The 23,951-nt window shown below is 44.3% G+C and carries 19 protein-coding genes and 1 pseudogene; 7 read left to right on the top strand and 13 right to left on the bottom strand.

Annotated features, from left to right (window positions below; all coding sequences use genetic code 11):
* Window positions 1-9: 9 nt before the first annotated feature.
* The gene (locus tag ACRRSY_RS03195; RefSeq protein WP_432454611.1) at window positions 10-651 is read right to left on the bottom strand and encodes an XrtA/PEP-CTERM system exopolysaccharide export protein; all 642 of its coding nucleotides are present in this window, start codon (window positions 649-651) and stop codon (window positions 10-12) included.
* A 281-nt stretch (window positions 652-932) separates the two neighbouring features.
* Here ACRRSY_RS03195 and ACRRSY_RS03190 point away from each other — a divergent pair, with 281 nt between their 5' ends.
* Both ACRRSY_RS03190 and xrt read left to right on the top strand, forming a co-directional pair.
* Window positions 933-2,336, top strand: a complete 1,404-nt coding sequence (locus ACRRSY_RS03190) for a TIGR03013 family XrtA/PEP-CTERM system glycosyltransferase (protein ID WP_432454612.1) — start codon at window positions 933-935, stop codon at window positions 2,334-2,336.
* A gap of 4 nt (window positions 2,337-2,340) precedes the next feature.
* A pseudogene (xrt, locus tag ACRRSY_RS03185) lies at window positions 2,341-3,769 on the top strand (exosortase).
* On the opposite strand, the gene ACRRSY_RS03180 reads toward xrt, so the two are convergent.
* From ACRRSY_RS03180 to ACRRSY_RS03145, 8 genes are all read right to left on the bottom strand, one after another.
* Window positions 3,754-4,800, bottom strand: a complete 1,047-nt coding sequence (locus ACRRSY_RS03180; protein WP_432454614.1) for a glycosyltransferase family 4 protein — start codon at window positions 4,798-4,800, stop codon at window positions 3,754-3,756. The pseudogene xrt and the gene ACRRSY_RS03180 sit on opposite strands and share 16 nt — an antisense overlap.
* 40 nt (window positions 4,801-4,840) lie before the next feature.
* Entirely contained in the window at window positions 4,841-6,274 is a 1,434-nt protein-coding gene (locus ACRRSY_RS03175; protein WP_432464342.1) for a right-handed parallel beta-helix repeat-containing protein, read from the bottom strand.
* Window positions 6,275-6,301: 27 nt separating this feature from the next.
* Window positions 6,302-7,210 carry a polysaccharide deacetylase family protein gene (locus ACRRSY_RS03170; RefSeq protein ID WP_432464341.1) on the bottom strand — a complete coding sequence of 303 codons (909 nt, stop codon included), beginning with the start codon at window positions 7,208-7,210 and terminating at the stop codon, window positions 6,302-6,304.
* 79 nt (window positions 7,211-7,289) lie between these two features.
* Window positions 7,290-8,480, bottom strand: coding sequence for a hypothetical protein (locus tag ACRRSY_RS03165; RefSeq protein WP_432454617.1), 1,191 nt, complete (start codon window positions 8,478-8,480; stop codon window positions 7,290-7,292).
* Entirely contained in the window at window positions 8,477-9,649 is a 1,173-nt protein-coding gene (locus tag ACRRSY_RS03160) for a glycosyltransferase family 2 protein (RefSeq protein WP_432460879.1), read from the bottom strand. Before ACRRSY_RS03160 ends, ACRRSY_RS03165 begins: the two co-directional genes overlap by 4 nt.
* Window positions 9,650-10,177: a serine O-acetyltransferase gene (locus ACRRSY_RS03155; protein WP_432454619.1), complete on the bottom strand. Its 528-nt coding sequence runs from the start codon at window positions 10,175-10,177 to the stop codon at window positions 9,650-9,652.
* Window positions 10,174-11,367, bottom strand: a complete 1,194-nt coding sequence (locus ACRRSY_RS03150; protein ID WP_432454620.1) for a glycosyltransferase family 4 protein — start codon at window positions 11,365-11,367, stop codon at window positions 10,174-10,176. The genes ACRRSY_RS03155 and ACRRSY_RS03150 overlap by 4 nt, the downstream gene beginning before the upstream one ends.
* A 152-nt stretch (window positions 11,368-11,519) precedes the next feature.
* The gene (locus ACRRSY_RS03145; RefSeq protein ID WP_432454621.1) at window positions 11,520-12,659 is read right to left on the bottom strand and encodes a glycosyltransferase; all 1,140 of its coding nucleotides are present in this window, start codon (window positions 12,657-12,659) and stop codon (window positions 11,520-11,522) included.
* A 444-nt stretch (window positions 12,660-13,103) separates the two neighbouring features.
* On the opposite strand from ACRRSY_RS03145, the gene ACRRSY_RS03140 reads away from it, so the two are divergent.
* Window positions 13,104-14,558, top strand: coding sequence for a lipopolysaccharide biosynthesis protein (locus ACRRSY_RS03140; RefSeq protein WP_432454622.1), 1,455 nt, complete (start codon window positions 13,104-13,106; stop codon window positions 14,556-14,558).
* A 46-nt stretch (window positions 14,559-14,604) separates the two neighbouring features.
* On the opposite strand, the gene ACRRSY_RS03135 is transcribed toward ACRRSY_RS03140, so the two are convergent.
* Window positions 14,605-15,810 carry a hypothetical protein gene (locus ACRRSY_RS03135; protein ID WP_432464339.1) on the bottom strand — a complete coding sequence of 402 codons (1,206 nt, stop codon included), beginning with the start codon at window positions 15,808-15,810 and terminating at the stop codon, window positions 14,605-14,607.
* A 342-nt stretch (window positions 15,811-16,152) separates the two neighbouring features.
* Between ACRRSY_RS03135 and kduD the strand changes: the two genes are divergently transcribed.
* The 4 genes from kduD to ACRRSY_RS03115 all read left to right on the top strand — a co-directional run bounded on the left by kduD (window position 16,153) and on the right by ACRRSY_RS03115 (window position 19,143).
* Complete coding sequence (gene kduD, locus ACRRSY_RS03130; protein WP_432464338.1) at window positions 16,153-16,914, top strand: 2-dehydro-3-deoxy-D-gluconate 5-dehydrogenase KduD; 762 nt, start codon at window positions 16,153-16,155, stop codon at window positions 16,912-16,914.
* A 233-nt stretch (window positions 16,915-17,147) separates the two neighbouring features.
* Complete coding sequence (locus ACRRSY_RS03125; protein ID WP_432454625.1) at window positions 17,148-17,471, top strand: cupin domain-containing protein; 324 nt, start codon at window positions 17,148-17,150, stop codon at window positions 17,469-17,471.
* Between the two features lie 49 nt (window positions 17,472-17,520).
* The gene (locus ACRRSY_RS03120; protein WP_432454626.1) at window positions 17,521-18,159 is read left to right on the top strand and encodes an RpiB/LacA/LacB family sugar-phosphate isomerase; all 639 of its coding nucleotides are present in this window, start codon (window positions 17,521-17,523) and stop codon (window positions 18,157-18,159) included.
* 72 nt (window positions 18,160-18,231) lie between these two features.
* Window positions 18,232-19,143, top strand: coding sequence for an alpha/beta hydrolase (locus ACRRSY_RS03115; RefSeq protein ID WP_432464337.1), 912 nt, complete (start codon window positions 18,232-18,234; stop codon window positions 19,141-19,143).
* 18 nt (window positions 19,144-19,161) lie between these two features.
* Here the strand turns inward: ACRRSY_RS03115 and ACRRSY_RS03110 are convergent, their stop codons facing one another.
* The 3 genes from ACRRSY_RS03110 to ACRRSY_RS03100 all read right to left on the bottom strand — a co-directional run bounded on the left by ACRRSY_RS03110 (window position 19,162) and on the right by ACRRSY_RS03100 (window position 23,927).
* Window positions 19,162-20,613 carry an EmmdR/YeeO family multidrug/toxin efflux MATE transporter gene (locus tag ACRRSY_RS03110; protein WP_432464336.1) on the bottom strand — a complete coding sequence of 484 codons (1,452 nt, stop codon included), beginning with the start codon at window positions 20,611-20,613 and terminating at the stop codon, window positions 19,162-19,164.
* Window positions 20,614-22,284 (bottom strand): hypothetical protein, encoded by a 1,671-nt coding sequence (locus ACRRSY_RS03105; RefSeq protein ID WP_432454629.1) that lies wholly within the window; start codon window positions 22,282-22,284, stop codon window positions 20,614-20,616.
* A 359-nt stretch (window positions 22,285-22,643) separates the two neighbouring features.
* Entirely contained in the window at window positions 22,644-23,927 is a 1,284-nt protein-coding gene (locus ACRRSY_RS03100; RefSeq protein ID WP_432464335.1) for an ABC transporter substrate-binding protein, read from the bottom strand.
* Window positions 23,928-23,951 lie beyond the last annotated feature (24 nt).

The following is a 23,951-nucleotide window of genomic DNA, read 5'->3' as shown; positions in this document are numbered from 1 at the left end:
CTACTCCGCCTAAAACCATGCTTCTGGGATAATAATAATGTCACCAGGCAAAATATCGACATTGGCGTCTATTTCTCCATCTTGAATCAATTTACCAACCGAAATACCGTAAGATCGTTGCTCTCCACTGACCACTCGAACCAAGCGAGCATTATCACCGTCAGCGAATTCAGTTAAACCGCCCACTTGGATCATCACATCCAGTAAGGTCATGTCTTCTCGATAATTGACCGCTTGTGGAGCAGAGGCTTCGCCGATTACCCGAACTTGTTCACTGAACGGACCGACAAAACCTTCTACGGTCACGGTCACAATTGGATCACGGATATACTCAGCCAGTTCAGATTCGACTAAACGGGCCATCTCAGTTGTGGTTTTACCTGATACCTCAAGGTCTTCGACCAGCGGCGCTGACACTTTGCCGTCTGGGCGAACAAAAAAGGTTCCAGATATCTCGGGGTTGCGCCAAACAAAAATGTTCAGTTCGTCGCCCGGACCGATCAAATATTTATATTCCGCGGGATTTTGAGTAAGAGAGGGTTTTACAGAAGCCTCTTGTAAATTAGGTAAAGAGCTTGAGCATGCAGATAGGTAAAAACCAACCACAATAAACGCAAGCGACTTGATAACGACTTTATTAAGTTTTTTCATAGCACTGTCCATTACGCTGAGTGTCCATCAAATAACATTGATTGAATAAATCCTTTTTCCCATGATAGTGCGCGAGCGCTCATCTTGTAAATCTATTGAGTTAAATAGTTTTGATATATCGATATTTATCGTGGTATTAAAACAACTGTAACGCTAAAGTAACATACTCATGAGTAACTATCTGAATTGCTATACAGGGGATTTTTGTAGCTCTACGAGCTAATCTCGGTATACTTGTTCGTCTAAAATTAATATCAATTAATTGGTTTCAAGGAAGAAGCGTGGCTGGTTCGAAGTTTCACAATCTAGATCCTGGTAGTAGAGTCATTATTATTGCCGAATTTTTAGTGCTCATCGTCATATTTGTGTTGGGCGTTGAATTATTGCGTTTTAGCGGGTTTGAGAATATCCCTCCATACGGGGAAGGCACTCTGCTGATGCATTTGCTGGCATTCACTTTCCCGATTCAACTATCGATCCTCTCGGTTGGCTTATACAACCAAAAAATACGCGAGACTTTTCGTGGCGTGATTCGCCGTTTGTTGGTGAGTATTGCTCTCGGCTATTTTATTTCCTCGGTTATTTACGTTGTAAGCCCATTAGAAGTATTACCCGGTAACTTTAGAGAGTTGCTGTATGCAGCAGTGATGATGGCACTAACGGTGGTTCGTTACTTTGCGCTTAAAATGCAATATGAACACATGGGGCGGAAGCGCATCTTGGTGCTAGGTGCCGGAGAGCGAGCCAGCATCATAGAAAAGCGAATGCGCCGCAAATCAGACCGAGTAAGCTTCGAAATGGCTGGATTTGTCCGCATGCCTGGTGACTCAGAAGATGGTATCAAGCGAGAAACAATTCTTGAGCTAGACCGCCCACTGGAGTCTTTTGTGCTGGCGAACGGCGTTGAAGAAATTGTTATTGCTGCCGACGAACGACGTGCCAATCTGCCTGTAGACAGCCTCTTCTTGTGTAAACTGCGTGGCGTAGAAATTACCGATATCATCGACTTTATTGAGCGAGAATCAGGACAAATTGCGGTGAACCTGATTTACCCATCTTGGGTGATATACAGTAATGGCTTTCACTCGACCAACTACTTACGTAGCTCTTTAGACTGGATTTGCAATACCTTCCTTGGGCTTATTGTATTGAGTCTAACCTGGCCTTTAATGCTAATTACAGTGGTAATGATAAAATTGGAAGAAGGCTTTAGAGCCCCAGTCTTATACTCACAAGAGCGGATTGGGCTCAACGGGAAGCCATTTAGTATCTATAAGTTTCGTAGTATGCGAACTGATGCCGAGAAAGATGGTGCAAAGTGGGCTGAAAAAGAAGATCCCCGAGTCACCCGAGTGGGTAACTTCATCCGAAAATATCGAGTTGATGAATTACCACAAATCTACAATGTACTTGTTGGTGACATGGGTTTTGTTGGGCCACGACCTGAGCGGCCGGCCTTTGTAAAGGAATTGGTATTATCGATCCCTTATTACAACCAACGACACAATGTTAAACCCGGGCTGACTGGTTGGGCACAACTTAAATACCCTTATGGTAGTACTGAAGCCGATGCCTTAGAGAAGTTAAAATTCGATCTATATTACATTAAGCATCGCAGCTTTCTTTTAGACCTTTTGATTCTGGTCAGAACTGCAGAGATCATTTTATTTGGTAAAGGCCGTTAATCCGGTGGCATCGCACCAAAACTCGCCAGAACATTCGAAAGGTGTAGTCGAGAGTATTGTTGTATTAGCACTTACGGTAATAGTCAGCCTCTTGTTCTGGCCTGTGATACTCGATATTTGGCGTTATAGTTTCGATGATGGAACATACTCACACGCATTTTTGATCCCCTTTGTCGCGCTTTATGTTCTATATGATATTCGAGAACAGTTGCAATTTCGCAGCAAGCCCAATGGCTTCACCCTAATCTTAGTATTTTTGTTAATGGTGGAGCTCTGTTTATATCTTGGACAAATTAGCCTGCCAGTTCGAGCCTTGCTTCCCTTGGTTTTACTAAGTGCGCTATTAAGCATTTTTGTCAGCCATAAAGGCCTCTATTTATACGCTTTAGTATTTTTATTTATTACGCCCATATGGGGACTTCTCTCCCCCCTTGCAGCAGCTATCCACCACTGCAGTCGAAACCATCATGGCATTTACTGGTATACCGAGCTACTTTGAAGGCAACATTGTCTCCATTCCTTCGGGTCAATTTGAGATAGCGAACGGGTGTAGTGGGCTTCGATATTTTATTACCTCCTTGTTTTTATGCCTACTATTTGTCTATTTTAATCTGCGTTCAGCCCGCCGGATATTGCTGTTTTTCATCATTACAATGGCCGGTGCGCTATTGGTTAACTGGATCCGAATTATCACAATCATTTTTATCGGCCATTTAACCAACATGCAAAGTTCGATTGTTGGCGATCACAATAATTTAGGCTGGTATGTGTATGCCCCTTATTTACTGATGATTTTCTATGTTGGAAATTCTCTCGCCAAGAAAGAAGCTAATACCACCGAACACCACCGATTAAGCAGCAAAAAAAATATTGCCTTAAAGCCAATATTCGCAAGTCTGTTCGCCTTAATTTTACTCTCCCCACTGAGTTTAGATTTACCAGTTTTTGATGCAGAAACGCTCAATTCAAGCAATCGAGTGATAGCATCTGATACCCACGGTCCATTGCAGGTCTCAAGGTATAGCGAGCTGCGCTATCAGCTCATTGAACAAAACGATCATCAGCTATCGTTGTGGTATTTTACATTTAGCGGCTATGGCCTAGATAATAAGGCCAGTTACTTTAACAACAGCATCATTCCGGACGGAATGAGAATAGAAACTAAAAAACGAGATGCACAAACCCATAGCATCTACTTTTTAGCCAAAAACAATCAGCCAGCGGTGTTAGTTTATGCATACTTAAGCGCCAGAGGCCTAACCAGCAGCCTTAAGCAACAAAAACAAAATCACCTACTTGCTGCGTTATCAGGCCATAGAGAATCGGCTATCTTGGTCGGATCGAGTTTATGCAACGCGACAGATTGCCGAGACACTCTCGGAACACTGCAACAAATGCTCACCCAACAAGCAAGCACTCAATACAGAGACTGATATTTTGCAGCCACGGCAGCAATTGAGAACTGATGCTCAACGGTCGTATAGGCTTGTCTACCGACCGTAGAGAGGCAACCTGGAGAGTGAATAACCTGAGCTAATGCCTGTTGCAACTGTCGCGCATTACCGACATCAATTAGCCAGCCATTCTGCTGGTCAACAATCACGGATGGTATTGCACCTACACGAGTGGATATCGCCGGGATCCCTCGCGCCATGGCTTCAATTAACACCATTGGCAGCCCTTCAGTATTTGAACTAATCACCAACAGGTCAATGTGACGGTAAATTTCATCCTGCTCTAACACTATGCCGTGAAAGTTAACCGTAACACCTTGGTCTCGAGCCAGTGTTTTTAAGTCTTCTAAACTTGGGCCATCCCCAAAAATATGTAATTCGATAGGACTTGAGTCCGTTTGATTGATAATCGCCACACTCTCAATCAGTAACTCAAAATTTTTCAGCGGGATCAAGCGCCCCACCGCACCAACTTTCAAGGGTAACTCTGGTCCAGTAGGTGCGTGCTTGCAGGTTGCTGCAAGTTGAACCCCATTTTCGATGATCCCAACCCGCCCAGTATTCACCGCAAAGCGGCGATATAAAGACCTCCTAGCCGATTCAGAAACGGCAACCACATGTTTTATAAACAAACAAGCGAATAAGATAGCGGGTTTAAATAGGCGTAGCTTAGGACTCGTTTCACCATGCACGATAAAAATCGTTTTCTTAAAATAGAGCATTGGGAAAAGTGGTGCCAGCGCTCTCACAATAGGCGTCGAATGGATGTTAATCGCATCGGCCGCCAGCAATAATTTGAGTGACTGAGTGAATCGAGCAATCAGCCCTCCCCCCACCAATTGCACAGCAATACCATGTGTTTGTAGGAGCGTGTAGTAGGTGTCAGATTTAGCCCCAAAAGACACCACCGTCACTTGGTGTCCGAGCCTCTTCTGCTCAATTGACAGATTCACAACTAAACGCTCAGCACCTCCCATATTGAGGCTACTCACCACATGGACAATTTTCATTTTATACATCTTCTGTTACTGGCTTGACTGGTTAAACAGCTCAATTAGGAATCACCGCCCCTACATAGGTGGTCGATACACGTTTATTTTGATAGAAGTCCACCGCTAAACTTTCGGCCTTTGAAGTAAACTGAAAATCAGCACCCTGCGGCATATAATTTGGATAACTTAGATCCACTTCAATAAGTTGTGTATCCGCCTCACAAGCACACCACTTCATCCACTCACTTAAACTCGATGAGCGCTGTTTCGCATGAGGTCGCATATCGGTAAAACTAGCAGGCCCAAAGGCCGAGAAATAGCGATTATTATTCGCCTTCGGCCACCCTTGTAAGGACGACAAGCCGCCTAATGTGTCATCTTCAAGATAACGAACCTCCAATACGGTGCCATCACGTCGCAAGGATGAAAAAATATTGTTATAGACCGAAATATCCTTGCTAGGTGGGCGTTTGGCGTCTAATTCCCGGTCTTGAAAACTCAAGCCAAAATAGATCGGTGCATGGTAACGTATTGCAGAATTAAGCACCGTATTATGAGCCACCACAACTTGTTCCGCTGAATAAGCCCCAATCCCCGCCCCCTGACTTCCATCAACAATATTATTAATAATACGAACCCGTCTGGCCTCATACATATTAGGATTATCAGTCATATTAAAAAACTGTGGACTGGTATCAAAACCAGCCAAAATGCCCGCTAAGCCAACGTTTCGAATCAAATTTCGCTGAATCAATACCTCATGTGAACCACCTTTTACATAAATACCAGAGGTGGCAATCCCCTTAATCAGATTATCCTGGATCCATAATTCACTGGCATTCACCGCATCAATTGCTTCGGCGTTGCTATTATCTCTTTGGCCAGAACGATAAAATTGATTCCGTTCTATCAACACTTGCCAAACATAAGGATTTATTTTGAGTAGATCTCGGCCACTACCATGGAGCAGATTTTGCGATAACAAGACCTGAGAAACTCCCGAATGAGGCCCTCCTTTCCATTTAGTATGTAAAGACACCGCATAGTAGTAACCACCGCTGATATCTAGACCAATAACTCTCGTACCTTTCGCAGTAAAATCGATACGGATCGCTTGCTGTATTTTTTTTTCGTTAAAAGGAACTTCAATTTTTGCCTGATGTAAGACACTCGATCGCAGGGTAATATTTGGTTTACGGATCCGCACTTGCTCGTGATAAACCCCCGGCTCCAACCAAATTTCATCGCCCGGTCGTGCAACTTTCAAGGCGGCAGCGATTCGATGAAAGGGCTGATCATGGCTCCCGGTTTCCGCTGATTTAGGTGCATTAATATCCACGTACCAAATCTGCCCCGCAGCAATATCGGTAGTTGCCCAAGCCGGAGCCCCTTCCCCCATAGATGCATTTTGCCAAGGCCATAGTGGTGCGGCTTGGGCCTTAAAAAAAACGGCCAATATGACGATCATTGGAACCAATAGACTTCGTTTCATTCGCATTCCCTAGCTGGTAGTCTTGACTCAGGTATTGGACGATAGCGCCATAATTTGCGCCTTCAAGGCCGCTTCATCTTTATTGCCATCCACGGAAATTCTATCAATATTAAAACGATTACTCTCACTTAAGAAATAATTAGCCTCACCATAAAATGAAAAGGCCGCTTTATAGTGAACATTTCGAGCCAAGGTTTCGGAAATACCATTAAAACTACCACTATTTCCCACCGGATAAGCCACTAAGTTTACGTCGTGAGCAGTGGCCGCAGCTATACGCTGTTTTGATACCGCCAATTGGCGCATTTGTTGCTCGTCGCTAAGGTGAGCCAAAATAGGATGATCGATGGTATGTGAGCCAATACTCATTCCCGCATCAGACATTTCTTTCAACTGTTGCCAATTCGCGAACAGAGTCACTTCAGGGATGTCTTTCACCCCACATAACTGACGCAGCTGCGCCAATTTATCACTCATAGGCAACTGTTTATCTTCTTTAAAGGCTTTGAGCACCTTACGGATATTAAGTTTTAAGTCTGCGTTGGATAAATCCACCTTCTTGCGCCAATGTTCAAGCTTGATACTCGATAGTTTAGTATGCCGAATCAACCAAGCTATCTCATCCCACCAAGCAATCGACTTTCCTTCAGCAAAGTCTGTAACCACAAAAAATACTGCCGACAGCTGATGCTTTTTTAATATCGGAAACGCACATTGATAGGCGTCGATATAACCATCATCAAAAGTAATCAAGGCGTAAGCACGGTCCAGAGGTTGGTCATCTTCCAGTAAAGCCAATAGACTCGCCTCCGAAATCAAGGTGAAATTGGCTTTTAAAAACACCAACTGCTGCTCAAATACTTCGGCGGTACAGCTATATATGTTCGGATCGAAGTCGGTGCCAGCAGCATCACCAATACGATGATAGTTAAACACATATAAGCCATTTTGAGGAGTCTTCCAGCGCCGTCGTCGACAGTTAAAAAATCTAACTATAGACTGTTTACACAATGCCCTAAGCAAGGCTATCACCGCTGCTTGCTAAGGTCTTATAATTTGGCGCTGCAACTAAGAAATCACGATACTGATGAGGATCGCCAGTTTTACCCGCTTCCGCCGCTTTGGCAATGTTATACATTTCGCGGGCCGACACATAATGCAAGACATAGTTATGGCCATCATTATATTCTTGCTCTAGGTAATCACACATCTCATCAAAAGGCTGACCAAGTAAAGTTGGCATATCGGCTTCTTGCGTACCGTGAGTATGTATTTTAATAAAGCGCCATTCCGGCCGTCCCTGAACATGAATATTCGACTTCACCCATAAATCGACTCGATCCTTGGTCGGTTTCATGCTCGTCCGAATATCTGAATTTTCAATTTGCGGAAAAATACCTTTTTTACGCACTTTCCAATTTAAATCCAAGGGGCCATTGATCAACATCAAATCGCCCCACATCTTGCCACCCACTTTCACCATTTGGCCTTTATTATGCGATTTAGCAGCATGCGGATCATCCTTAGCATAATAAATAGAATTTACCGTCGCAGGTTGCGTAGCACTCGGTGCCGAAGGAAAGGTATAGTCAACAAAACAACCGGTTTCTTTAAGGACGATTAATTCATCATCAACACCACATAAAATGCCATCGGGATGAGAATTATCCAAACACCAATTCCCATGAATAAAGGCATACTGAAGCTTTCCGCTCGCTTCACTACGCATAAATGCGCCATGCTGTTGATGCAATAATTCGGTAAATCCTTCCAGTGTTTTACGCAAATTGTCACTGGTATCATCATGGTGATGTAAATGAACTTCAATCTCACCAAAACCCCGAGCGCATAAGTCAGCTATTTTGGCTAAGTGTTCAAAACGGTATTCTTCTTCTGGATAGAAAAATGAATGTTTTGGATGACATCCGTCTGCATCCTGATGTTTACCCGCCACTTTTGGGTAATCATGAAACCAGCGGTCAACTCTGGCTCGCTCTTGTTCTAAACTGATATTTTTGCCCCATTGCGGCTCATAATGATCAACAAAGCAAAATAAAATATGAGTTGGCCCTTCAAAGTGAGCCTTAGGCTTCAATTTAAGCTTTAGGTAATGCGCTAACCACAGATGCATTTGCTTCTTACGAATGATCAACAAGACCGCCGCTACAGCAAGTAAAATGAATAACAAAATTAAAGAGATAATCACCGTGACGTCCTTTGCCAAGTTCCTTGCACATTTTTAAATAAGAAAGCATAAAAGCCTTTCAATAAAGCTGTATTCATCGCCACAAAAAAGGTCAAAAAAGCAATGCTCCCGGGCAGCTTTTTGCCTTGTTTACTGCGGCTATTTCCCCATGCCGCGACGGTATAGACGAACAGTTGCAACACTAGCAGCAACAGATAAAGTGGCTGACCAATGAGCAGTAAGTTACTCACCAAAGCAATTAACATAAAGTGCGGCGTAAACCAACGCAGTACTTTATGGCTAAAATAAGTAAAACACCGAGCCCCTCGTAAGGGATTTAAAGCCCATAAGCAACGATTAAAAGCTTGATAATTACCGGTACCAATCCGAATTCGGCGATTTTCTTCTTCCTTTAAAGAAGGCGCAACCTCTTCATAAGCCACCGCATTGGGCTCGTAAATCACCTGCTTACCAGCCTTAGAGACATTCATGACAATCATGAAGTCGTCAACAATAGTGTTCGCTGGTAAAACTTGATAGAAGCGTTTAGCCATCGCATAAATCGCCCCATTGGCTCCCAGTAAACCACCTAAACGAGATTCATGAAACTTCAGCATTTGCTCATAACGCCAATAAATCCCATCTTTGTTATCCGCAGACTCCGAATCCACTAAATGAAGTTCTCCGCATACCGCGCCGACCTCTTGCCGATCAAAATGCCTCACCAAGTTTTCAATCGCATCGACTGCAAAATCAGTATTGGCATCAGACATCACCAAAATTTCATCTTCAGATTGATCAACCAGGTCATTCAATACATTTATTTTACCGCGGTTTTGTTCAAAGATATGCGCTTGAAAATGTTCGGCTTCAACGGCTCTTAAAATAGAGTTGGTCTGATCGGTACTGCCGTCTGAACCAATATGAATCGTCAGTTTATCTTGGGGATAACTGAGCTTTAACAGATTGTCGACCCGCTGAGCGAGGCACTGCTCTTCGTTGTAAGCGGCGATAATAATCGATACCGAAGGCCATTGTTTCGGTTCGTAAGAGCGTCGCTCATGACGTCGCCAAAGATAGCGCGTGTCTCGAACAGCTTGCTTTATGCCGCTAAAAAGCAACAATAACAAGGGATACAACGTATAACCATAGACGATCAACGCGACTGCTAACCAAAATACCAGTTCCATTTATTCTACAGCCTCATTTTCGGCTTTATGGTAAACCTTCGCAGGGATCCCCAACATAGTCGCTCCCCGAGGAGCACTTTTTGTAAGGACCGCATTGGCGCCGACTTTCACCAGATCTTCAAGCTCTAAATCACCCACAATTTTAGCGCCCGCACCCACAAAAATATCATTCCCCAAGCGCGGTGACTTGCCCTTTTCATCCCCAATCACAACGCCACTTTCCAAAGTGATATTTGCACCGCCACTCACCTTAGAATTAATCACGATACCAACCGGATGCATGATCACAAAGCCAGGGCCAAACTCTGCACCACTACCAATCACACAGCCATTGAGAAACTTATTCAACCATTGAAAAAAATAAGCAAGCAAGGCTAATTGGTGAGTCGCACACCAGCGCATGGTTCGGTAAATAATATTGGCGCTAGAACCATCCGCCATCACAATGCGCAACATACTGGTTGGTGCCCCATCATCGGCAAATATTTGTTGCTTACGTCGAAAGTCTGCTTTTAAAAATTCCATCATTTCACCAAAGTCAGTAGTTGTTCAGCGTTATGCCGCCATTGTCTTTCACGCTCGATATATTGCCGCGCATTGCGCCCCACCAGGGCCTGCTCTTCGGCCTTCAGGGACAAATCTAACACCCGCTCAACACAGGCTTGACGCTGATTAGCTGGAAATAACCAACTGGTTTCACCATCGGCAACCACTTCGGCGATTGGCGTAAAGTCTGGCGCAACCATCCCTTTGCCCATGGCCATAAACTCAAATAATTTCATCGGTGAACCATAATCATTTGAATCGGGCAAAATACCATAGTCCATCGCCGACAAATAAACTGGAACCTGATCATGGGCCACTCTCCCCGGCAATATAATTTGTTGCTCCGCCCCCGCGCTGGCAATCCGCTGCTTTATCGACTCATAACAAGCGCCATCTCCAACCAGTAATAAGACGATATCAGGGTAATCTTTTAATCGTTCCGCGATCATATCAACAAACCAGTCGATACCATGCCAATGGACAAATGCGCCGACGTAACCAACGACCACCTTATCTTCGATATGTAGTTGTTGGCGTAATTGTTGTGCCGCTTGCTCATCAATGACAAATTGGTCTAAATCAGCCGCATTAGGAGAGACAACCGAGGGAGCAATATTAGGATAAGTATCAACCGCGACCTGCTGAAAACGACTGGAAATAAACACCAAACCAGTCGCATGGCTAAATATCCATTGCTCCACCCGCTTCGCCAGACTTTGAAAGAATAAATGGCGAACCCGATGCACTAAGCAGGAATCGTTAATTTCCAAAATAATCGGCAGATGGTGACGCTTCGCCCACCAAACACTCGCAAACATAAATAAGGAATAACGTTCATAGATCAGTTCAACCTTTTGTTGTTTAACGGTCTTACGTAAACGCCACCAAGCAATAACATTAAACCCCAGCTCAAATAGCTCGAATACAAACTCAGGGGTATATTTAGTCAATTCGGTGATGCGGGTAAATAGTCCGCGTTTCGGGGCGGCAGGTTGTTCCGTCGCAGAAGGCTCTGGCTCGTTGTTGGTGGGTAATTCCTCTTCGGGGTCGGCCCCAGGCAGAGAGAGGATCTTCACTTGATGACCAAGCTCACGTAAACCTTTGACCACACCCCGAATATGCACCCCTTCAGCGCCTCTTCCTCGCGTTCGGTGATGAAATAAAATGTTCATTTTTATGAAGCTCTCCCTAGCTTGCAGCAACGGATAAGTCCTTGCTGAGAATACGCTGACATTAGCAAAATTAGTCAGAAAATGTTATTAATTACAGAGAATTATTCGGTCTGTCCCCTACACCATATTTTTTGCGTAAAGGCCAAACAAGCTTAGTCCTCCGCTTGGCTAAGCATGCTTAACAGCTGCTGCTGGTTTCGTTGCCAAGTAAAAGGTGCAGCACAAGCTTTTATCGCCTCTTTATCCCAACTTTGCTCCAATATCGTCTGTAAGCCTTTCGCTACAGCCTCAGTATTACGAGGCTCGACTAAACAACCGCATAAAGCAGGGTTAAATATTTCTGGGATCCCACCCACTTTAGTCGCCAACACCGGAGTACCGGAAGCCATCGCCTCAAGCACCACATTTGGCACCCCTTCGGCATAACTGGGTAAGGCCAATAATTTAGCATGACCTAACCACTGGGGGAGTTCCTCATGCGCAACCGCCCCCAAAAAAACCACCCGTTGAGTTAAACCCGCCTCTGCAGTCATTTGTTGCAATTTTGCCAGCATCCCGCCACTACCAGCATAAACTAATTTAAGCTCAGCAAATTGCTCAGCTATCGCCGTAAAGGCCTGCAATAATTCCACCACGCCCTTATCATGCTTTAAATTACCAATATACAATAAGTAATCATCGGCCATTTTTGCTGGCAAGCACTGGTCAAACAACTGATGGTTGACGCCGTTATAAATGACTTTCACCTTTTGTTCTTCAATCCCCAAGCTCACCAGTTTTTTTGCCAAATCTTGGGATACGGATAAGATCGATATCGCTTTATCGGCCGCGGCCTTGATCTGTTTTGCTCGGCCCGGATAAGACCCTAGCTGGTTAATGTCAGAACCATGAACTTTAAAGAAAAAGGGGAGCGAAAATAACCGCGCAAGCCAACTACAAGCAACCGCATCAGGAAATGCCCAGCATGCCATGAGCTGCTGAGGTTTAAATTTGAATAACCATAAGCCACTGTGTATCAGCAGTGACAAAAACATAGTCACGCTATAAAAGCGACGGCCAATTTTAGGTGTATAAAAATATGGGCAATAGCGCAACTCGGTGCTTTGTTTAATCTGTCGACGATTTCGCCACCAATCGGTAAATGCAACCGGAACCAAGATCGCCAACTGGTAATCTTGCTGCAGTAAAGCAAACTGCTGATAGTTAAACTTGCCCCGGTTCGGTTCCCAAGGCAGTGGATACAAATTCGTTACCATAACCAGTTTCGGCTTATCTATCGTCACTTCGTTCATCCATCTTTGATTGACCCAAAATCCATTTTTTATATCCACGCTCAATGAATAAAGTCAGTTGCTCGCTAGTTAGCAATACCCGCTTTTTACCCACTGTTGTTAAAATAGCATAAATAACCAAAAATTCGATGAACAAACAGTAACATCGACCGCCTCATGAGTCACTCGTAGCAGGGTTAGTTTCCTCTTTAGGAATCAATCGATAACGAACATTGCACTCGCGCGCTCTTCAAAGATCAGCGGATGCGAAAGTAAAGTACTTGCATCCTTTTTCGAACCTAGATATTGTCCGGTGACAGTAAGCAGATTGACCATTATTTGAGTTCAGGAGAACAAATCAACGAAGATGCCATCGGTTAGACGCAGGGCCTGTTCGTAATATCCTAAGCACCTAGTAAACCAATGCGTTTAAGCAGTAGAAACGGACAAAGGAAAGTCGAATCGATGACGGCCGCATCAAAGCACACGAATTTAAAAAGCCAAGTTCTCACTTCATTAAAATGGGTTGTCGCAGGAAAAATAGCGACCCAAACCTTAAGATGGGTGATGACCTTCTGGGTGATTCGATTATTATCCCCCGAAGATTACGGCCTAGTGGCCATGGCCGATGTTTTATCCGGTTTTTTTGTGTTAATTCTAGGTTCGCTCTTTAGCTCCTCCTTAATTCAACATCAAGCACTCAACACCAATATCCTTAAACAGATGTTTGGTGCGATTATTGTTGTGCATCTCAGCATTTTTAGTCTGCAATATTTATTGGCAGGCCCCGTCAGCCATTATTACCAGTCGCCTGAAGTCGCAGCCATTTTAAAAGTAAATGCATGGTGTGTGCTGATCATGGCTTTTGAAATTATTCCAGCGGCACTGCTCGCCAAAGAGATGGATTTTAAAAGAGTTTCGATTATCGAAGGCATAGCCAACGCGGCTGCTGCAGTGACCACATTAATTTTGGCCTACTTAGGCTATGGCTTCTGGGCACTTATCTATGGGCAGGTCTTGTTCTATCTACTGAAGGCCAGCATGGTCATGGCTATTCGCCCGATAACTTATTGGCCTAGCTTCAGCTATTCTGAAATCAGCGGGATGCTCAAATTTGGTGGCGGACTGAGCTTACTCACCATCATGTTTTATATATTCTCACATATAGATATCGTGATCGCTGGCCGTGTGATGACGCCAGTAGAAGTCGGTTTATATGCCATCTGCTTACAAATCGCGATGATGCCGCAAAAGAAAATAATGCCTATCCTACGTCAAGTCGCCTTTCCCGCCTTCGCCAAAATTCAGGACCAACCTAAAATGATCGCCAGCTATGTGATTAAATCACAAAAGCTGTGTTTACTGATTACTTTACCTATTTTTTGGGGCTTAGCTGCCACCGTCGAACAACTCATCCCACTGGTATTGGGGGAGAAATGGTTAGATGCCGTCACGCCTGCAACACTGATTTTGCTGGTGATGCCACTCAGGTTTAGTGAAGAACTATTTAATCCTGCGCTAAAAAGCCTTAAAAAGGTGAGACACATGCTCATTAATGCGACCATATTACTGACCGTATTAGTGCCCAGCATTTATGTCGGCTCCCACCATGGGGCACATGGTCTGGCAATGGCTTGGTTATGCGCCTTCCCGGTTGCCTATTTAATCGTCGTATTACATAACAGCCGAGGGATCAATATACCTTTACTGGACTTGTTTAAACACATTGCAGTCCCCGCTTTCGCAGGTGCACTAATGATGCTGAGTATTTATTACAGCAAACCACTACTCGCAGATTTTAGTGCGATTGTTATCTTGCTCTTCAGCATTCTGATCGGTGCTAGCGTCTACCTAACAGGGCTACTGATCATTGACCGTAAAGTATTCCAAGAAGCCAAGCAGTTACTGAAACGAGCATAAGCCTAGCCAAAATATGCACTCTCTATTGCGTGGTAAATTAAGTGGCTTAATATGACTTCGGTTGATAGAGCCCCATCGAAACCAAATGGCGTTTGGTAAAAATCTTAAGTCGATGCAGGAACAGCAATGGGAAACGTCGCATGTAAAGTAGCAAAGCCGCGAAATAATGCGTCTTTTCAATGCGGAAATGATGTTGCTTGGTCCAATCAAGGATCTCTTTTAACAGCGGGTCGTCACTAATCAGCATGTCGCGAATAAACCCTGCCCGATGTTGTTGATAACGCTCGAGGTTAAAACAGTGCTGATAAAGCTCCAACTTACCTAACATATCCAACGTAAATAAGGTTCTTAAACATTTTTCACACTGTGAACAATTTTCAGCATTATCGGCCACCACACATACGTCTAATACCTTGTAAGAGGCCGGTAACTCTGCGACTCTTTTGGTTTTTTCAACACGCGTATATTCGCTGCCAACCGAATGGCAAATTAAGGACTCTGTAGATAACAACGGTAAGCTATAGGTATCGCTATAAGCCATGTCATAACTTGGACCAACAAATAAATCAGCGTAAACATAAGCTGATGAGTACAAAAAATGCCCAATATGTTCCTGTAATAACAGCGCTACCGATGCGTTGCGAATTGTATGGGTTAGCTGAAAATTTAAGCCCTTTCCATAAAACTCATTTAAATTAGAATTAATCATAATAAAGGGTAGCGCTAATTCATCTGCAGTTTTCTTTAATCGATCATAGCGCGCATGAAATAGCTGTTCTTTATCCGCTCCATGTCCATGAGAGCCTACGTTGTTATATAAGAGGTGAGTAATTTTAAGAGCATCGGGCGTCTGCTCTGAATAATAGTCCCTCAAGCTACAGAATGAATCAACACCTGCAGAAAACCCTGTGGCGACGCCCTTTGCCTGGCTGGAACGATCACAACAGCTATCAGCGGATATATATATCTGATGCAGATAAGGGATCACCTGCCGTACCAAGGTTTGATAAGCACCATTGAGGTGAAACAGTAATTGAGCAGAAACCCTGCCACGCACATGAATATTTTCATTGGCCAACATAGCCGGAAGCAATAAAGCCAGCATGGCGGCATCGCCACTCTCACTCGGCCACAAAGCTCCAGGCAAGTTTAGCTCAAACCACAGACTGTGCGATTGCTGCTTAAGGTCGAAATCAACTTGATAAGCCACCACATCTTGGCATTGCTTTATCGTAATTGGACCGATGTCCATTGTTATCTTCCTTGATAAACATGAAAGCCCATAATGTCCTTAGGCTAGTCGATCTTCACAATAAATAGTAGTTACAGTTCGACATGCGATAAAAAAATAACGACTTATTGAAAACGATATCAACGAATCAGCCCCCACAACCTGCTCACAAAATGGTCAAAAAGCTTCCAGCAGCAATAAAAAATGACCTCAAAATAAAAAAACACGACTTTGATCTTCTTTTTTAAAACCGCTTTTTAATATTATTTGAACAGCGTTTCTGATACCTCAATTATAAATATAGAAACGGTGACGGGCTTTTTGCTCCAGCCACAAATTTAACTACACATAAAGGAAGAAGTTATGATTCTTGATTCATTTAATCTTGAAGGCAAGGTCGCTATTGTGACCGGATGTGATACGGGCTTAGGCCAAGGAATGGCACTTGGCCTCGCTGCCGCGGGTTGTGACATCGTTGGTGTTAACATTGTTGAGCCAACAGAAACCATTGAGAAAATGGCTGAAACTGGCCGTAAGTTCATCAATGTTCGCGCTAACCTCATGAAATTAGATGATATCCCTAGCATTATTGACACTGCGCTAAGTGAGTTTGGTAAAATTGATATTTTAGTAAACAACGCTGGTATTATTCGCCGTGAAGATGCTGTCGATTTTAGTGAAAAAGACTGGGATGATGTCATGAACATTAACATCAAGTCAGTATTCTTCATGTCACAAGCGGTTGCCAAGCAATTCATTGCCCAAGGAAATGGCGGTAAAATTATCAATATCGCGTCAATGTTGTCTTTCCAAGGCGGTATTCGCGTTCCGTCTTACACTGCATCAAAAAGTGCAGTGATGGGCGTCACTCGTCTGATGGCTAATGAATGGGCGAAAGAAAACATTAATGTAAACGCTATTGCCCCTGGTTATATGGCAACTAACAATACCGAAGCGTTGCGTAACGATGCAGCTCGTAGCAAAGAAATCTTAGATCGTATTCCTGCGGGTCGTTGGGGCTTACCTAGCGATGTCGCTGGTCCTTGCGTATTTTTAGCATCAGAAGCTTCTAACTACATCAGTGGTTACACCATTGCTGTCGACGGTGGCTGGTTGTCTCGCTAACGAGAAAATAAACGCAGATGCTCCTTATTCAGTGCCGCAGACGCAGATATATCAGGCTTCCCTGATATATACCGCGGATACGTTCTGCACGCTGACTGGTCATCTTCGTACTTGAGTATGACGTGCTGAACTTAAAATTTGCGTCACAAGCCCCAGCTGAGCATTAGTGGACAAATATTTGTCCAAATGCTCCAGCGAAAGGGGAAGCAGCCTTAGCAATAAAGGAGAGAGCGATGTTTGTATTTAATCAAGACATTACCTTAGAAGACTTAGGTAATGGAGTATCACGTAAGGTACTCGCCTATAGCGACAACATCATGACGGTGGAAGTACATTTTGAAAAAGGCGCTGTTGGGCCGATGCATAATCACCCACACGAGCAGTTAACCTATGTTCTTTCAGGGGCCTTCGAATTCACCATTGGCGATGAAACTAAAGTCGTGAAAGCCGGTGACACACTCTACAAAGAACCCGACGTGATGCACGGTTGTGTTTGTTTAGAGGCTGGTGTTTTACTCGATAACTTCACACCAATGCGTAAAGATTTCGTCTCATAATTATCAATAGTAGAAAGCTATTTAGCTTTCTCAAGCGGGAGTATATTTAATGAAAGTCGCCTTATTAATGGAAAACAGTCAAGCCGGAAAAAACGCTACTGTTTTAAAAGAACTAAACTACGTGGCTGACCCTCTAGGTCATTCAGTTTACAACGTAGGTATGAGTGATGAGAATGACCATCACCTGACTTACATCCACCTTGGTATTATTGCCAGCATTTTACTGAATTCAAAAGCAGTTGATTTTGTCGTCACTGGTTGTGGTACTGGCCAAGGCGCAATGATGTCTTGTAACATTCACCCTGGTGTCGTTTGTGGTTACTGCTTAGATCCTTCAGATGCCTTCTTATTCAACCAGATCAACAATGGTAATGCTCTTGCGTTGGCCTTTGCCAAAGGTTTTGGTTGGGGTGCTGAATTAAACGTTCGTTACATCTTCGAAAAAGCCTTAGTTGGCGAGCGTGGCCAAGGTTACCCTCTCGAACGTGCTGAACCACAACAACGCAATGCAGGTATCCTAAACACCGTGAAAGCGGCAGTTGTGAAAGACAACTACTTAGATACACTACGTGCGATTGACCAAGAACTAGTCAAAACTGCAGTTACTGGTGCGCGTTTCCAAGAATGTTTCTTTGCAAACTGCCAAGTACCAGAAATCGCTGATTACGTGAATTCATTAATTAAGTAATGGATTAAACCCCAGCGTTTAAACCAGCCCCCTCGGGCTGGTTTTATTCATCTCAATATTAGCGATCCAAGTATGTCCCCAATCACGACCCCCCTTCAATCGGTTCAGCAACTATTTCCCCAACAAGCAGTCTTCCGCTTATGGTCTGAGCCATCAGACAATTCCCATCTTAAGCCAATAGTCACTGAACGAAGTCACCATCTCGCAGCGCCTAATCGAGCGCTCAGTCAAACCCAGGATCCTGAAATAATCATCTATCCCAGTAAGCAAAGTAAAGGCATTGGCGTATTGATCATACCGGGAGGAAGCTATCGTCGAGTGGTGATTGATCAAGAGGGGAGTGAAATCGCCAAGCAGCTCAATCACTTTGGTTATCACGCTTTTATACTCAATTATAGAATGCCAGGCGACGGTCACCGCTTCGCCGCAGATACGCCACTAGCCGACGCTCAACGCGCACTTCGCTGGATCCGAGCGCATGCCCATCGCTGGCAATTACAGCACATTGGTGTACTCGGTTTCTCCGCCGGCGGTCATGTTGCAGGGCGGCTCAGTAACCAATTTAAGCAGGTCATTTATCCGCACCATGATCACATCGATAGCTTTAGTGCACGGCCTGATTTTAGCGCCTTGGTTTATCCGGTGATAAGCATGGAGCAAGCCATTGCCCATCCAGAATCTCGTCAACTATTAATTGGTACAAATCCGAGTCCTCAGCAAATTGCAGCTTATTCACTCGAACAACAAGTCAGCCCAGAGACTCCACCTTGCTTCATCCTGCATGCCAGTGACGATCCCTCGGTAAGTGTAGAGAATAGCTTGCGACTATGGCGAGCGCTGAGTCGCCATCAAATAGCGACCCAGCTACATTTATTTGAACGTGGCGGCCATGGCTTTGGTATCAGCAAGACCGAAGGTTTGCCGCTTGCCGTGTGGCCACAACTCTTGCAGCAATGGATCAATAGCCAGTTTGCGTCTAAGTGACAATCGAGCTCTGTACGCTTATCCCGACTTAGATTGAAGATACGGATGCAACCAACGCCGATTAATCAAACGCCAGCAATATAACGCTCCTCGGAACCACCAGTCAGCAAACATTCCCAACCACACTCCGTATACGCCCAGTCCCCAGACAATACCTAAGACATAACCCAGAACAATCCGGCAACCCCACATGCTGACAATCGCGGTCCACATCGTATATTTCACATCCTTCGCGCCTTTAAAGGCATTTGGTAATACGAAGGAAGCAGCCCATATTGGCGACATCAAGGCATTCATATGTATCAACTTGACTACAATCTCAATCACCTCGGGTTCACTGGTATAGAGTCGCGCCAATTGCTCGGCAAACAAAGCGCTCAAGCCAGCAAAGGAGACTATTAGCGCCGTTGCAAAGTAGAAGCATAATCGCAGCTCCCGCTGAGCCACATTCGGTTTATCTTGTCCTAAACGCCGACCGATCAACACCGTACAGGTAATCGCCAAGGCATTCCCAGGAATATTAATCAATAATGCGATAGAAAAGGCCACCACATTACCAGCCATTGCTGCGGTGCCCATCCCAGCGACCATCATCTGAGTGATCAATTTACCAACGTTAAACATCATCGATTCAACGCTAGCAGGAACACCAATCCCCAAGATTTCTCTTAAAATGAGCCGGTTAATAGCTGTAAAATACGACTTCAACTTAAGATTAAAATGCTGATTATTGGCTAAGCAGTACAGAATCATCAATGCGCCCGCCCAACGTGCCGCACAGATCCCAAGGCCGGCACCAATCAAGCCAAAACCTTGCCAAACATCACCACCAAGCCAATGAAATCCATAGATCAACGGATAACTGAATACAATATTCAGGAGATTCATCAAAATGTTGCTCATTGCGGGTAAGCGAGAATTCCCCACCGCTCGCAATACCCCGCTACCAGCAAACACAATCGCCAAAGCCGGAAAGCTGAAAGCAATCGTCTTCAGATAGGTAGCCGCCATCGCAATCACCTGCTCGTCAGCCCCATAAGCAATAACTTGTAACAATGGTTTGGCAAAAACAAAAATGCCGAGTCCAGCCAACAAGCTAAATACAATTGCCAAGTTCACCACTTGTGGGGCGCCAGCGACGACTTTTTGCATGTCCCGTTTGCCGAAAGCGTGGGCGATCAGCACCGACCCCCCAAGTTCCACTGCCATCAACACAGAGATGATGATAAAAGTAACACTATCGCTCACCCCAACGGCAGCGGTTTGTACATTTCCTAATCGGCTCACCAGAATAGTACTGACGATCCCCATTAACACCACACAAGCTAACTCAATTAAAATTGGCCACGCGAAGGGAATAATGTTACGCGCCAACAACACCCGATAGCGGTAGTAATACCGCCATCGGATTGCTGGGCTTAGCGATGATGTCAATACTTGTGGACTTTTAGATAGTAGTTGTCTGCTCAATTAATTTACTGCTAACCCCTCTGGAATAAAGCTACGACCATCTAAGGTTTCGCTATACAATACGTCATAGTCGTATACGGTTTTCACTTCCCCTTTCACTAAACGTTCCCCATGTAAGTAGCCACCCTTAGAAATGGCGACAGGAATCGCAGAATAGAGACCTTTATAGGCGGCTTCTATAGCTAACAAGGCATAGGGGATCGGATCATCAAGACGCGCATAAACGTGTTCGCTACTGGCCAAAAAGTAACCGCGATGATAGTGCTGCTTCAATAGGTTTTGCCCCACTAAATCTGCCAAACTCAACAATCGACTATCTTGACTAATTTGATATAACTCTAGTAGTGCAAAGACTAAATAAGCAGAACTCAAATCAGATTGCTCAGCAATCGCTATAGGTGCCAATGACTGTGCATCCAGCTCCCCCAAACCAAAACGAGCAAACATGCTAGCAGTTAATGCTCTTAACTCAGAATTATCACTAAGCACACTGGCTCGCACTAACGGCAGCAAATAGGATGGATCGGCAGCATGCCGTTTGATTTGTCCACCTTTAGCCCCGTAGTAACCATCTCGTGGTAATACAAACCCGGTCATATCTTGACCACTATTCCACATTGGAATGATCTCGTTACTCGCTTCATCCCAAGCATATTGAAAGTAAGCTTTAATGCCATCAACTGCCCACGCCGCCATTTGCGGGTCGTTAAGCTGTTTGGCGCACTCTAAAATAGCCAGTGGATTATCAACCACAACTGGCCAACAATCTCTAAATAACACATTGGCTTCGCGGGCAATATCACCAAATTCGGGGCCAAACTGACGTTTAGCACGATCGCCAAACCAAGAATAAGTGAGGCTATCATCTTCGGGAATAGGTTCACGCTGCAGCGGAGAAGAATATTGATAGACCGGCATGCCTGTCTCTGGGTGACGCGCCAAAACAAATTGATGGTAAAGGTGTTTCGCCCAAGTCGCCGCATCTTGGTCGCCACTATATTTATAATAATGACAAGCTGCATACACCAAATCGGTGGCCGCATTGACAAAAGTAAGACCTACCGTTTCGGGTAAGGCTGGTAGCTTGCTCGGATCAACGACTGCACTTGGCTGATGCTGCTGAAATACATCATCGGGGCAAGGCGTCAGGTATTGTCCATGGCGGCTTAAATCTAACTTATTCCAGTCGAGCACATGCGCCGACCAGAAGCCTTTTAGAAAATTTTGGGTGGTTTCGGGGGCCACTTGATATAAAAAGTCATAAAAGGGAAAGTGATGTTTGAGTTCGTGCACACACTCTTTACTCGCTGGCCCTTCAATATTGCCATTGTCGCGATGAATAAAGCGATGGCCGCCCCAATGGAATAAACCACTAGCCTGATCAACATAATGCTCTAAAAAGTAGTCCACCGTTTGCTTGGCTTGATCCGCAAAACATGCCTCACCGGTAATCGTCGAGAGGGCCACTAAACCGCGAAAGAAATTTTGTTGGCTGGCCAAATTACTCATTGGTACTTTGGTCCCATCAGGGTAAGTCCACTGAATCGCCGAATTGTCACGGCTATCGAGGCCATCCGCCAACAACGGAGTATCGCTTGCTTTGGCCAATGAGTATAACTTTTGATAATAGTCAGTAAGAAGCGGTAGATAAGATTGGCGAGTATCAGACATAACGATCTCCATCGAAAATATATATCCTCGTTTAAGGACATCAAGTTAACAGTTAAAACAGCGTTATCTAGGTGATTCGCTGCGTACAATGCGTCAGCTATCTAGCTTTATGCGCTAGAACACGACAGCCACGACATAATAAATTTTTAGCCACTTGTTCAGGGCTTGATTGGACTGTCATCGATGTATTGAATTTACGTTACAAAACAACAATATCGACAGGGTGCTGACGGTAGGCAAGCTTTTGAAGTGCAACTTCAAATCTTAGCAATGCAATCCACTTCAGTAAACCGCATATCTTTTACAATGAAAAAGCACCCCATCTCTGGGGTGCTTAAATTAACCGAGGTTAATCTAGATTATTTAGAAATACGCGATAATACACGATTACCTTTGCGTAAGAAGTTCTTCGCAGCTTCAGCTGGAGTCGATTGACCATAATCTAAGTGTTGCATTTCTTCTGCAAATAACTCCATTAACTGAGCGTTATCTGTATAAGGTGTTGGCAACACGTCCACGGGTAACTCTTGTGCAAGCGTATAACCTTGGAATGGCAAGCTGTTGGTATCTAAACCTGCATCTTTCAAAGTTTTAAGACCAGATTTGCTTAGTGGAACACCACGCGCATCGGCCATTGCTTTAACACCTTCAGGATCATTCAACAAGAAGTTAACTAACTTAGCAGCCGCTTCTGGGTGCTTAGTGTTACGACCAATCGAGAACATCATTGATGGGCGAGTTAACAGGCCTGAATCAGTTGCACCAGGCGCCATTGGGTATGGACCTAATTCCATTGATTGTGGTGGAGCTAAGTTGTTAGCGTATTTCTTGATTGATGTATTCCACATGTACAAACCGCCAAAGTGACCATCGATCCAAGGGCGCATTTCGTTCATATTACCTTTACCGTAAGAAGCGAACTGCTTGGTAGAAGGGAATACATGATTTTCAACCATGTCGACGTAAACTTGGAAGAACTCACTCATTTCTTTTTGGCTGAAGTCTAATAAGTTTGAATCATGATTGATGATGTCTTTACCGTATTTTTGAATGAAAATTGAACGGTTAATTGCAAATACGTCACGCGACTCTACAACCAACGGGAAGTAGTCTGCGCCCAATTTAGCTTTGAAAGCTTGACCAGCAGTTTTAAAGTCTTCCCAAGTTTTAGGGTAGTCAACGCCAGCTTTAGCCCAAGAGTCTTTGTTGTAGTAAAAAACACGCGAAGTAATACTAACTGGCAAACCATTAATTTTGCCATCAATAGTAGTCATATTAAGCGCAGTTTTAGGGAAATTATCTAAATGCAAAGCACCGGCTTGACCATTCATGTCGTAGAATCCGGTACCATTTTTAGAGAAGATAGGTAACCAGTTCCAGTTGGTTTGCATAACATCAGGCTCAGTATTACCAGCAACCTGGGTGGTCAAACGAGACAAGTGACCACTCCAACCAGTGTATTCACCTTTTACCACGATATCAGGGTACTTCTCATGGAATTTTTCGATGGCTTTTAAGGTTGCCTGGTGACGACTGTTACCGCCCCACCAAGACATACGCAATTCTGTTTGTGCATATGCACTCGCAGTCATTGCTCCAAGAGTTAGCGCTGTTAGGGTCGCCAGTAGTGTTTTCTTCATCATTATTATAGCCTCCAAGCTATTTTA

It is taken from the genome of Agarivorans sp. QJM3NY_33 (genome assembly GCF_050870865.2).
GTDB lineage: Bacteria > Pseudomonadota > Gammaproteobacteria > Enterobacterales > Celerinatantimonadaceae > Agarivorans.
This window is presented reverse-complemented; position numbering and strand designations above follow the sequence as displayed.